Here is a 12,811-nt window from a genome sequence, read left to right on the forward strand (position 1 = left end):
AGTGAGTTCAAGTATGAGACTATTGCCAACCGCCTTAGGGAACTTTCATTTCTGAATGCCGGCATCAGGATACACCTGAAAGACATGCGTGAGATGGAAGATGATGGTCAGCCTCGATCTGATGAATTTTTTTCTGAGGGAGGTTTGGTAGAGTTTGTGCAATACTTGGATGAAACCAGAGAAAAGATTATTGAAACCCCCATATATATTGATACGGAAAAAAATGGAGTCCCAGTTCAGGTCAGTATGAACTACAATTCCTCCTACACAGAAAATGTGGTATCCTATGTCAATAACATCAATACCTACGAAGGAGGAACCCATGTTTCCGGCTTCAGGATGGCACTTACGCGTACATTAAAAGGATATGCAGACAAATCGGGTATGTTGGACAAGCTCAAGATTGACATATCAGGGGATGATTTTAGGGAAGGACTTACTGCTGTAATTTCCGTGAAAGTGGCAGAACCCCAGTTTGAAGGACAGACCAAAACCAAATTAGGTAATTCGGATGTTCAGGGTGCGGTAAACGGTGCTGTTTCTGAGACCTTACAATTTTGGTTGGAAGAGCATCCCAAAGAAGCCAAAATAATTGTAGGTAAAGTAGTATTGGCTGCACAGGCCCGGCATGCTGCTCGCAAGGCCAGGGAAATGGTCCAACGTAAAAATGTACTGGGAGGCGGAGGTCTGCCCGGTAAATTAGCTGACTGTGCCAATTCAGATCCTACAGTTTGTGAATTGTATTTGGTGGAGGGTGATTCTGCCGGTGGTTCAGCCAAGCAAGGCAGGGATCGTGATTTTCAGGCCATTTTACCGCTCAAAGGTAAAATTCTTAATGTTGAAAAGGCCCATGAACATAAGATTTACGACAATGATGAAATCAAAAATATCCTAACTGCTTTGGGAGTAAAGTTTGGAACAGTAAATGACGAAAAGGAGCTCGATCTGTCCCATTTGCGTTATCATAAAATCATCATCATGACGGATGCCGATATAGACGGATCACATATCAGGACATTGATATTGACGCTTTTCTTCCGTTATATGCGAACCCTTATTGAAAAAGGCTATGTATATATAGCCCAGCCGCCTTTATATTTGTTGAAGAAAGGAAAAGATGAGCGGTATTGTTGGACAGAAGATGAAAGGAAAGCATTGATGAAGGAAATGGCCGGAGAAGGGAAAGAGGATTCTGTCGGTATTCAAAGATACAAAGGTTTGGGCGAGATGAACCCGGAACAGCTTTGGAGTACCACGATGGATCCCAATACCAGAACATTGAAACAGGTTACCATCGATTCTGCAGCAGAAGCTGACCATTTGTTTTCCATGCTCATGGGTGATGAAGTGGCCCCAAGAAGAGAATTCATTGAAAAGAATGCCAAGTATGCAAAAATTGACACTTGATATTTGACAAAAAAGAAAAAGGGGCCGAGAGCCCCTTTTTTTTTGGAATAAATTGTTAAACTTACAGTTGGCAGATCAAAGCAATAGATTGTTAGATTTGTACTAATCTTGAATACGTATGAAAGTAGCATCAAAAGATAGATTTGATAATATCATAGAGAAGAGTGACCTGATCAGCAGGGATCTGAGTTGGCTGAAGTTCAACGACCGCGTCCTTGATCAATCTAAAAATGAGCGCAGGTCCATTTTTGAAAAGTTGAAGTTTTTGGCCATCACAGCATCCAATTTGGATGAATTTTTTATGATCAGGGTGGGCTCTTTGTACAATTATCTGGATTATGAAAAGGAGCGTGTAGACTATTCGGGCTTAAGAGAAGAGCCATTCAAAATGAAATTAATGCTGGAATGCCAGCAATTCCACAAAAGACAACAGGAACATTTTTTAAAGAATTTACTTCCAAAAATGTCTCAAAGTGGTTTTATTTTAAGTAACGTCAAGAACCTTGAAGAGGAGGAGAGGAATTATATCAGGTCTTATTTCAATAAGGCCGTATATCCGATGTTGACCCCTATGGTATTCGATGGGTACCGTACTTTTCCGATTTTAATGAATAAGCTCCTCATTTTTGGGGTGGTGACTTTGGCGCCTGGAGACAAAAAGGAAAATAGAAAACTCTCCTTTGTTCAGATACCTGCCAATATTCCCCGTTTTTTTGAAATTGAGAGGGAAGACATGGTTGTTTATATTCCTATAGAAGAGGTTATCCGAGAAAACATTATTTCTCTTTTCAGGAATGTCAACATTGAATCCATTAACCTTTTTAGAATTACCCGAAATGGTGATTTTACACTGGAAGAGAGTGAAGATATGGATGCCAATTTCCTGGAGGAGGTAAAGCGTAAGCTGAATGAAAGGAAAACAGGAAGGGTAGTAAGGATAGAAATAGAGGAAGGACACAGCAAGTGGATGGTCAATCTTCTCAAAGAGCGCTGGAATATAAAGGATGATAGTATATTCAAAGTGGACAGATCCAGTATGCTGGACTTCACTGGTCTTTGGCAGGTAATAGGAAACAGGAGATTTAAGGATAAATTACCCCAAATGCCGGCACCTGTTCCTCCCATTTCATACCCCCAGGATGGGACAGAGGATATTTTTCATGTGTTGAAAAATAGGGATATCCTTTTGCATCATCCCTATAATAATATTGATCCTATTCTGGATTTGATTGAAAAAGCTGTGGACGACCCCAGTGTAATGGCCATCAAGATGACCATTTACAGGTTGGCAAAGGACTCGAGAATCACTAAGGCATTGTTAAGGGCGGCAGAAAACGGCAAACACGTTTCTGTTTTATTTGAGGTGAAGGCCAGATTTGATGAAGAAAACAATATCAGGGAGGCCAAAAAACTTCAAAAGGCAGGTTGTTTTGTGATTTATGGAATAAGTAACCTGAAGACGCATACCAAATTGCTTTTGATTGTCAAGAAGGATGAAAATGTCGTTACCCGCTTTGTGCATTTGGGATCTGGTAATTACAATGAAGATACTGCCAGGTTGTACACTGATATTGGATTATTGACCACCAATGAGATTTTGGCCAATGATGTATCTGAATTCTTTAATGTTATCACGGGCCATTCTATGCCTACGGTTTATCAGAACCTCATCACAGCCCCAAGGGATATGAGGAATCAGCTTATAGAATACATAGAACAAGAGGCTGAGAATGCCCGCAATGGGCTGCCATCCGGAATTTTCATCAAAGTTAACTCCTTAGAGGATTCTGAAATAATTTATGCACTTTATCGTGCTTCCCAGTCCGGTGTCCCGGTCAAATTGATCATCCGTGGAATATGTTGCCTCAGACCCGGAAGAATGGGGCTAAGCGAAAACATTGAGGTTTTGTCCATCGTGGGGGACTTTTTGGAACATTCCAGAATTTATCATTTCCATAACAATGGCAAGACCAGGACCTATGCAGGTTCAGCCGACATGATGGTGAGAAGCTTTGATAAAAGGTTGGAATCTTTGTTCCGTGTGGAAGACCCGCTTTTGGAAAATCAATTGATGAATATACTTTCATTCAACCTGAGAGACAATGTCAATGCTTACAGGATGTTGGAAGACGGCACTTATGTTCCAAAGCTTCCCCAAGCAGATGAGGAGGAATTCAATGTGCATGTGGAGTTTTTCAGGGTAAATGCGGAAGAGGTGATGAAGGTCAAATTGATTTAATGGGGTGCGCGGTTTTTCTTGTTTTTGTTTTTTTTATACAGGACTTGCATCAATCCATCTTTAAGTCCTACATCGGGAACAATCATTTTCTTAGACTTGGCGGCTGTCATAGCTGCCAAGTAGATTTTTGATGCAGGTATAATCACATCAGCCCTATCAGGATTGAGGTTGAGTTTGTTGATTCTCTCCTCATAACTGAAGGATTCCAGGTATTCTTGGATTTCTTTTATTTTGTTGATCTGAATAAAAGTCTTGTTTTTTCTTGGATTACTTAGTTCAAAGATTTTGCTGATATTGCCTCCTGTACCTATACAGGTAATGGATTCTTTTTTGTCGATATTCCCTTCAATAAAAATGCCCATGCTTTTCCATACGGATAGGGGAATATTGTCTTCGAGGGCCCGCACAGAACCTATTTTAAAAGATTTGGAAGCAATTTTCACCTTATTGGAGTAAATATTCAATTCTGTACTGCCCCCGCCTACATCAATATGCAAGTAAGATTTTTCATCAATATAGGACCAGAGTGCCAGGTTGATCAGCTCCGCTTCAAGATTACCGTCAATGATCTGGATTTTAAGTCCTATATCTTCCTTTACCTCTTCAACGATTTCTTTTCCATTTTCAGATTCGCGCATGGCCGAAGTAGCACAGACCATATAATCATCCACCTCATAAAGATCAATCAACAATTTAAAAGCTTTCATCAGCTTGATGAATTTCCTTTTATTTTTGTCAGAGATTCTTTTGTTGTGAAAAACGTCCATACCTAATCTCAATGGAAACCTGAGGTATTCCAATTTTTTGAAATGGACCGTTCCACTATCATGGGTAACAGTTGTAATCTGTAACCGGATGGCGTTGGAACCAATATCTACTGCTGCTAATTTCAAATCGATGTTATTTGTAAATTTCTACATTAACCAGAAAGGCAGGCTTAAGTTAAAATTTATTTTTTTCTTCCTAGAAAAATCAGGACAACACCGGCTGCAATACTAATTCCTCCTGCATAATTTGGCCAGGTCAAGTCATGGTCTTTGGTTTTATTGACTTCAATTGGGCCCACATCTACTAGATTTTCTTCAGTCTGTACACTGATTCCTGGAATAAAGAACATGGCTATACCCAATACGATTAAAATAATTCCTAAAGTCTTCATATGCTTTTTTATATGATACAGTGCAATAACTCTACCAAAGTCCCTTTCAACTCATTTTTTCAGTTTTATACTTATGGATAGACAGGGCTATGCTTAGAGCAAGGATTCCAAATACCACCCCTAGGGAGACAGGGGAGGGCAGATGATAGACAGCTGAAATAATCATTTTAAAACCTATGAATCCCAATATGAATGAAAGGCCGTGTTGAAGGTAATGGAACATATCAAAACTATTGGCCAGTAAGAAATACAGGGCCCTTAGTCCCAAAATTGCAAAAATATTGGAGGTGTAAAGGATAATAGGATCCTGGGAAATTGCAAAAATCGCAGGGATAGAGTCAACTGCAAATATCAGGTCCGTAAACTCAATTACCGCTACTACAACCAATAGCTGGGTGGCAAACTTTTTACCATTGATCCTGACGAAAAATTTCCCACCATGGTAGTTGGGATCTACCCGGAAAAACTTTTTAACAAGCCTGATACCTATGGAATTGGAAAAATCCCTATCGGGTTCATCTTCATCACTTTTCCAGGATTTAAAACCGGCATACATCAGAAAAACACCAAAAATGGTCAAAACGGCATTGATATGGAAATTAATACCTAACCAGCTAAATTCTGGTAAATAAGTCCTGTTGATTAAAGCTACTCCAGAAACAATAAAAATGGCCCTGAAGAAAATGGCCCCCAAGATGCCATAGAAAAGCACTTTGTGCTGGTATTTATCAGGAACCTTAAAAAAACGGAACACCAATATAAATACAAAAAGATTGTCTACACTGAGGGCTTTTTCTATCAGAAATGCCGAATAATATTGCGAAGCTTTTTCAATTCCGAAGTCAAGGTAGATATATCCTCCAAATAACAATCCAAAGCCTATCCAAACCATAGACCAGTTGAAAGCTTCTCTTGTGGTAACTTTATGTGCCTCTTTATTGAAAACATAGAGATCCAAGGCCAAAAGTCCAAGGACAATTATGGCAAAAGCAATCAACGCGTAACCTTCTGTTTGGAAATAATTCAAAGGACTGATTTAAGGAGTAGGAAAAACTGTAGGAGGTTCAAATTGGTGGTTACATTTTTTGATAGTAATGTTTTCTCAATTTTCTTTTTACTTTGAAGTAGTTGTAGAAGCCCAAAAGCAACATGCCCAAACTCAGGGCAAATGCAAGATACCCAAGATCTCGGACATGCTCAAGGGCATTTACTTCCATCAATGCGGTACCGCTGACCAAAAAGTAAAGAGAGGTCCTTATATAGGAGAGCAAGGTGCGGTCATTGGCCAGGTAAGTTCTCTGCCTTGCCAGGTAATCCCTTACTATTAGGTCATTTTCGCTTAAATTTTCATTTTCCATAACCATTGCTTTTATAAAAGTACAAATGTCATATAATTTGATTCCAAGTCTAAAGAACTTGCTGAATATTTTTTGATTTTATGGGCGATTTTGGATTTAAATGCTCCTCTTTAATTACTTTTGAACCCAACATCTTAACCTTTAAGGAAAATTTTGATTCCATGAGTAAGCCTAATTTTGACGATATTTTTATGGAGTTGGCAGTCAACCTTGCCAAGCGATCACATTGTATTAAAAAGCATGTTGGTGCAGTTTTAACAAAGGAAACACGCATCATTTCAATTGGATACAATGGACCACCGGCAGGAACGCACAATTGTGATGAGGAATTCCCTGATACAGGTTGTGCACGTGACAATAAAGGCAGCTGTACCCTGGCCATACATGCAGAACAAAACGCCATCCTATATGCTGTTAAAAACAACACATCCGTTGATGGATCAACCCTTTATGTTACATTGGCGCCCTGCTTGGCCTGCGCCAGGATCATCTTCTCCATAGGAATAGTAAAAGTAGTATATATGTATTCCTATGCCGAATACAAAGGCTTGCCTTATGATGAGGGTTTGGGGTTTTTGGAAAAGTTTGGTGTAGAGGTGGTCAAATACGGGAAAGAGATACAGTATGAAGACCCCTTGATCTAAATGATATTTACCTCTGGGTGAAGAGAAATATTAAATTTTTCTTTTACAGACTGTTGTATTTGCTTGCTCAGTTTGGCTATCTCACTTCCTTCTCCACCTCCATAATTGACCAATACCAAAGGTTGATTTTTGTGAACGCCTATTTTTCCAAAAGTTTTACCTTTCCATCCTGATTTTTCTATCAACCAAGCTGCAGGTATTTTGATACCTGGATACTGGGGAAAATGGGGCACATCGGGATATTCTTTTTGTAGGTTTTCGAATTCTCCTTCAGATATGGTTGGGTTTTTAAAAAAGCTTCCGGCATTTCCTATTTCCCTGGGGTCAGGGAGTTTACTCTGTCGGATTTGTATCACCGCATCACTGATGTTTTTGATACTCAATGTTTTCACTCCCATGGTATTCAAGGTTTCCTTTATGGCCCCGTATTCTGTGCGGAAAACTGGAGTCTTCTTTAACTTAAAGACTACTTTGGTAATTATATACTGATCTTTTACTTTATTTTTAAAGACACTTTCCCGGTATCCAAATTGACAGGCTTCCCAGTCGAAGTACTTTTCTTCCAAGGTTTCCCGGTGTATGGCTTTGAGCTGTTGGAATACTTCTTTGATTTCTACACCATATGCGCCAATGTTCTGCATGGGCGAAGCACCTACCGTTCCAGGAATCAGGGAGAGATTTTCTACTCCTGCCCATTGCTTTTGGATACAATATAGAACAAAATTATGCCAGTTTTCACCTGCACCTACCTCCACAAAGACCGCTTCTTCCGTCTCACTTACTTTACTGATACCGACAATTTCAATTTTCACTACCAAGGCCTCAAGATCCTGGGTAAGTAGGATATTGCTGCCACCTCCTAAAATAAAGACTGGGAGCCTCATTGATTTTGCTTTCAGAACGGCAGTTTTGATATCTTCCTCAGTGCTTGCCTGAACAAAAAATCTGGCTTTTTTGTCAATTCCAAAAGTATTATATGGGAGAAGAGAAATGTTTTCTTGTATATTCATAAACAAAATTCTATTTGCGAATTAAACAAGAATTTGAGCAAATTGAAAGCATGCATATCATTTCCATTTATAGCTGTACTTTAATTTTATGAGAGAGTTGATTATCAACGGTATCCGTGTCAGGCCGGGACAGGCAATAAATATCAATATAGCCATTGCAAGATTGCCTACCCATACGCTCATTGATCTTCCAGTATTCATAAGAAGGGCAAAAGAAGATGGACCTGTGGTTTTGATTTCCGGCGGTGTCCATGGTGACGAGATCAATGGTATTGTGGCAGTAAGGCGTATGCTGGAAGAAGAAGTCATTAACCCCATTAAGGGTACGCTAGTTTTTATTCCATTGGTAAATATTTATGGTTTTCTGAGTAATTCTAGGACCTTTCCGGACGGGAGAGACCTTAACAGAAGTTTTCCGGGAAGTAAAAAGGGCTCCTTGGCTTCCCAGATTGCCTATATCATTATGAATGATATCATCCCCATGATTGATTACGGATTGGATTTTCACACTGGTGGAAGGATGCTTTCCAATTATCCCCAAATCAGAGTGGATTTTAAGGATAAAAAAGGCCTTGAACTGGCTAAGGCATTTGGCCCACATTTTATCTTGAATTCACCACATATAGACAAGACTTTCAGAAAAGAAGCCTTCAAAAAGAAGAAGCATATACTTGTTTTTGAAGGGGGAGAATCCATGCGGTTGGATGATCTTACAGTGGAGGAGGCCGTCTTGGGGACAAAGCGCATGCTCGCATATCTGGGCATGATTGATGCGCCTTTTGAACAGATGAGCAGTATTCAGATCAAAGAGAGTTCGTGGGTAAGGGCGAAATTATCCGGTATATTTACTTCTTCTGTAAAGTTGGGGGATGAGGTGAGAAAAGGACAGGTACTGGCTAAGATTTCTGACCCTTACGGTCAGGTAAAAATCCCCATCAAAGCTGTCCATAATGGATTTGTAGTAGGACTCAACAATAATCCTGTGGTCAATGCCGGTGATGCATTGGTACATGTCGGTAGGATAGAATAAAATAAAAGAATTTAATCTCTTTGTTACCCGACCAAATTGTTAGTCTGGTATTAGGGAATAATAGATTGGCAATTCATAATAAAGATCTGCGCTTATTCCGTTCTGATAGAGGCTACATTTGGTAAAAAGAATTCGCCTTCAGTAATTGTAAATGCCTGACGGGCTGATAATTCACTGGTTTCCTCTGTAACGTCGAATACTACTGCTTCGAATGTGCCAAAACTTCCTTCAGGAGTTATATCTGTAAATGCTACTCTACCATCATCACGGGCGCCAGGGTTCTGACTTTGAAGTAGGGTAGCCAAATAGGCTTTTCCATTTTCATCCAAATAAAAAAATGTAAGGGTAGGGGAAAGCATCCCATTTACCATAATGGGAGTTTGCATTTCATAGGACCTTAACATTTCATCTCTATACCTCAGACCAATAATTAAAGCATTACGGTCTGTATCCCGACCACTGACCATAGTGAATGTAGCAAGCTTTAATCCACCTGGAGCATCTATGAAAATAATATCCGCATCGGTACTTGCCTTGAACTCTTTTTCTACCCCATTAAACTTGAATCTATAAAAATAATCAGGTCTTTCCGGTCCCCTGTCGCAGGATGCAAATAAGCCAATCACAAGAAATGATACCAGGATTAAGAAATTCTTTTTCATAGTTGGATTAAGTTAAATCAATTCTAAAAAACGTAATTTGAACTGAAATGTTTTTTCAATCATCAAATGTATGACAATGTATGCTCATCCACAATAATTACACCTGCTAAGAATTCTTGTTTTTATGATGAAATTATTTGTAAAATATAATTCAATGAAATCTGATATAAGGCCATCTATCATTTTTTTTATAAAAAAAAACACAGAAAAGCATGATGCATTTCCTGTGTTTATGTAATGAATTCTCAAATTCTATTGAAAATATTGCTTCAATCCTTCAATTTTTTTATCCAAAGAAGCGGCAACGGCTTCATAGGCCTCCCTGTTTGGTAAAGTTTCATTGACGGAGAAGTAGTATTTGATTTTTGGTTCTGTACCTGAAGGCCTGGCAGAAATTTTACTGCCATCTTCCAGATAAAATTGGATCACATTGGATTTGTCCATTTCCAGTGCGGCTTCTGTACCATTGACCAAATCGTAAACCTTACTTTCTTTGACATCCACTACCTTCACCACTTTGATTCCATTCATTTCTGAAGGTTTGTTGCTGCGAAATCCCGCCATCAATGCCTGAATTTGTTCTGCACCGTCTTTACCTTTTTTGGTTACTGAAATCAAAGATTCTTTGTAAAAGCCATACTGCATGTAAATTTCTGCCAATATGTCTCTAATAGACTTGCCTTTTGTTTTATAATAGGCGACAATTTCTGATACCATCGCACATGCAGATACCCCGTCTTTATCTCTTACAAAGTCACCTACAAGGTAACCATAGCTTTCTTCTCCTCCGCCGATAAACTGCTTTTGACCTTCAAGGTTTCTAATAACCTCTGCAATATTTTTGAAACCAGTCAATACGGAGTAGCAGGTTACTCCAAAACCTTTGCAGATTTCATCAATCAACTCAGTAGTAACAATGGTATTGACCATGAATTCCTTACCTGTCAACCTGCCATATTCTCTCCACTTATTCAAAAGGTAATAGGTCAGCAAGGCCCCTGTTTGGTTGCCGTTCAATAGCTCAAATCCTCCTTTACCATCAGGAATACAGGCTGCATAACGGTCACCATCAGGGTCACAGGCAAGGACTAATTCTGCATTGACTTTTTTGCCCAATTCCAAAGCCATGTTCAATGCTTCGGCTTCCTCCGGATTGGGATAGATGACCGTTGGGAAAGTACCATCCGGTTCGGCCTGTTCCTTGACGATATGGATGTTTTCAAAGCCAAAAACCTTCAATGCCGCAGGAACCATTTTTCCGGAGGCACCATGAATGGGAGAAAATACCAGTGGCATGTCCTTCTGAAGCATGATTTCATTGGGAGACAAGCTCAATTTTTTCACCTCATTCAGGTAGATCAGATCAAAGTCTTCTTCAATGTATTCGATCAGTGCATCATTTTTATTCCATTTCACATCATCCATGGAGGTGATTTTCTGGACTTCATCGATGATGTTTTTATCATGGGGAGCAACTACCTGACCTCCATCATCCCAGTAAGCCTTGTATCCGTTGTATTCTTTTGGATTGTGGGATGCGGTAACCATTACGCCGCTTTTACATTCAAAATACCGGATGGCAAAAGAAAGCATGGGGGTAGGGCGCAATTCCCTGAAATATTTGACTTTGATGCCATTGGCAGTGAATACATTGGCAGTAGTGTCTGCAAATAAGGTATTGTTGATCCTACAATCATGGGTAATGGCTACCTTGATTTCTTCATTGGGGAAACAGTCCAATAGGTAATTGGCCAAACCCTGGGTAGCCATGGCAACGGTGTAGACATTCATCCGATTGGAGCCCACACCCATAATGCCCCGCAGTCCTCCTGTTCCGAATTCCAAATCCCTATAAAAGGAATCAATCAATTCTGTTTTGTCAGGCGCATCCAGCAAGGCCTGTATTTCTTTTTTACTTTCTTCGTCGATGTTGCTGTTCAGCCAGCTTTGTGCTTTGGCTAGGATTTTTGGATCTATTGTCGTCATTTTGGAAAAATTAAATTGTGAATGTACAATTTATAAAATTCATTAAATATTGCCACATGTAAAAGTGAAGAACTGGATGAATTGCCTGTTTTTCTTCATTCAGGGTGACAAACTGATTTTCAACCTGACAAAAGCAAGTTCATCCTCAATGTTTTCATGAATCCAGATAGCCCCATCTTTGACAAAATACGTCCCAGGGACTTTTTGGTAGCCAGATATCTTTTTTTCAACCAGCATGTTGAGTTCTTGGTCGAAAACTGTTAGGTAAACATTTGCCAGTTCTTCGATTTCCTGATCGGGTAATTTGTAAAATGATAACCTGTAAAAAAGCTTTTCTTTTTCGTCCCAAAGCCATTTTCCAAATTCAATTTGTTGACTGAGTTTTTTCATTTCTTCACTTAATTCATCGGGAGTGGATACCAAGGGTTTATGGCCTGTTGTTTTGGCGTTGGGTGTTAACTCACTGGTGAAAGTGAGGTGTGTATACTCTCCATTTTCGGGATTCAAAATGTAAGCATCGTTGAAAAAGTTGGAGGAGATCAAAATTTTATCTCCAAATTTAACCAGATTAAAATTGCCCGTGTAGATGATTTTAGGCCTTTCAACTTCGATTTTGAATTTTTCCAGTTCTTTGATGGGCTCAAATTTAATGAGACTCAATTCCTTTTGATTCAGGTGAAGTTTGACCAGATAGGGATAAATGTCCTGAAAGCTCATGATACCGGTTAGTACCGTTGAATCATTGAGAAAAATAATGTCATTACGGAATCCAAAATCCTTGATTTCCTCTGGTTGCTCGTACATGGTCGGGCTTAAAGCTATTTCTTTTAAAAATTCTCCTTCAAGTGTATAAATACCGCTTTTTTCAAATCCCATGATCATGATCTGATCATTTCCCAGAGAAATAAGCCGTTGCGGGAAACTACTGACTGCATCAGGACCATCTTTGGCAAACTTTCTTTGCTCCACCAATTTTTTATGGACAAGGTCTAGTATTTCAAGGGAGTAGGTCTTTCTGTTAAAACTGTACAAAAGGTTTTTATCCGGACTTAGATCAAAAACATACATGTTTACTGCCGCCATCAAAATCTCCCCTTTAGCGTCGATCTGTACCGTATCCTGTTCTATTGATAATTGTGCCCCCTGGTTTTTAACATCCAAGTCTAATGATTTTCCGCAAGACCAAGCGATAAAGGCCAGGATGATGAGATAGTGTTTTTTCATTGAAAAATAAGTTTTTCTAAAAATAAAAAAATAGTTTTAAAGAACCAGTAAAAACCTAATTTTATAGGGGGGGGGGATTTCGTTTTCCTTAT

12 protein-coding genes are annotated in these 12,811 nt (G+C 39.3%); 4 read left to right on the forward strand and 8 right to left on the reverse strand.

Annotated features, from left to right (window positions below):
- Positions 1 to 1,407 (forward strand): toprim domain-containing protein (locus QZT73_RS04355; protein WP_291786793.1); only part of this gene is annotated, 1,407 nt, incomplete at its 5' end.
- 118 nt (positions 1,408 to 1,525) lie between these two features.
- Positions 1,526 to 3,646, forward strand: a complete 2,121-nt coding sequence (ppk1, locus tag QZT73_RS04360) for a polyphosphate kinase 1 (protein ID WP_291786796.1) — start codon at positions 1,526 to 1,528, stop codon at positions 3,644 to 3,646.
- On the opposite strand, the gene QZT73_RS04365 is transcribed toward ppk1, so the two are convergent.
- The 4 genes from QZT73_RS04365 to QZT73_RS04380 are packed head-to-tail and all read right to left on the reverse strand — an operon-like array spanning position 3,643 to position 6,163.
- Positions 3,643 to 4,539 (reverse strand): phosphatase, encoded by an 897-nt coding sequence (locus QZT73_RS04365; protein ID WP_291786798.1) that lies wholly within the window; start codon positions 4,537 to 4,539, stop codon positions 3,643 to 3,645. The genes ppk1 and QZT73_RS04365 overlap by 4 nt on opposite strands.
- A 56-nt stretch (positions 4,540 to 4,595) precedes the next feature.
- Positions 4,596 to 4,805: a hypothetical protein gene (locus tag QZT73_RS04370; protein ID WP_291786800.1), complete on the reverse strand. Its 210-nt coding sequence runs from the start codon at positions 4,803 to 4,805 to the stop codon at positions 4,596 to 4,598.
- 46 nt (positions 4,806 to 4,851) lie between these two features.
- Positions 4,852 to 5,832, reverse strand: coding sequence for a TerC family protein (locus QZT73_RS04375; protein ID WP_291786802.1), 981 nt, complete (start codon positions 5,830 to 5,832; stop codon positions 4,852 to 4,854).
- Between the two features lie 49 nt (positions 5,833 to 5,881).
- Complete coding sequence (locus tag QZT73_RS04380; protein WP_291783068.1) at positions 5,882 to 6,163, reverse strand: DUF202 domain-containing protein; 282 nt, start codon at positions 6,161 to 6,163, stop codon at positions 5,882 to 5,884.
- Between the two features lie 161 nt (positions 6,164 to 6,324).
- Between QZT73_RS04380 and QZT73_RS04385 the strand changes: the two genes are divergently transcribed.
- A complete protein-coding gene (locus QZT73_RS04385; RefSeq protein ID WP_291783069.1) occupies positions 6,325 to 6,807 on the forward strand; it encodes a dCMP deaminase family protein in 483 nt (160 codons plus the stop codon).
- Here the strand turns inward: QZT73_RS04385 and murB are convergent.
- Positions 6,804 to 7,817, reverse strand: coding sequence for a UDP-N-acetylmuramate dehydrogenase (gene murB, locus QZT73_RS04390; protein WP_291783071.1), 1,014 nt, complete (start codon positions 7,815 to 7,817; stop codon positions 6,804 to 6,806). The two genes, QZT73_RS04385 and murB, sit on opposite strands and share 4 nt — an antisense overlap.
- An 88-nt stretch (positions 7,818 to 7,905) precedes the next feature.
- Here murB and QZT73_RS04395 point away from each other — a divergent pair, with 88 nt between their 5' ends.
- Positions 7,906 to 8,847: a succinylglutamate desuccinylase/aspartoacylase family protein gene (locus tag QZT73_RS04395; RefSeq protein WP_291783073.1), complete on the forward strand. Its 942-nt coding sequence runs from the start codon at positions 7,906 to 7,908 to the stop codon at positions 8,845 to 8,847.
- Positions 8,848 to 8,939: 92 nt separating this feature from the next.
- On the opposite strand, the gene QZT73_RS04400 is transcribed toward QZT73_RS04395, so the two are convergent.
- The 3 genes from QZT73_RS04400 to QZT73_RS04410 all read right to left on the reverse strand — a co-directional run bounded on the left by QZT73_RS04400 (position 8,940) and on the right by QZT73_RS04410 (position 12,719).
- On the reverse strand, positions 8,940 to 9,509 hold the full coding sequence (locus QZT73_RS04400) for a hypothetical protein (protein WP_291783075.1): 570 nt from the start codon (positions 9,507 to 9,509) through the stop codon (positions 8,940 to 8,942).
- A 252-nt stretch (positions 9,510 to 9,761) separates the two neighbouring features.
- On the reverse strand, positions 9,762 to 11,495 hold the full coding sequence (locus QZT73_RS04405) for a phospho-sugar mutase (protein WP_291786804.1): 1,734 nt from the start codon (positions 11,493 to 11,495) through the stop codon (positions 9,762 to 9,764).
- A gap of 99 nt (positions 11,496 to 11,594) precedes the next feature.
- Positions 11,595 to 12,719, reverse strand: coding sequence for a DUF4221 family protein (locus QZT73_RS04410; protein WP_291786805.1), 1,125 nt, complete (start codon positions 12,717 to 12,719; stop codon positions 11,595 to 11,597).
- Positions 12,720 to 12,811 lie beyond the last annotated feature (92 nt).

The organism is Cecembia sp., assembly GCF_007126775.1.
GTDB lineage: Bacteria > Bacteroidota > Bacteroidia > Cytophagales > Cyclobacteriaceae > Cecembia.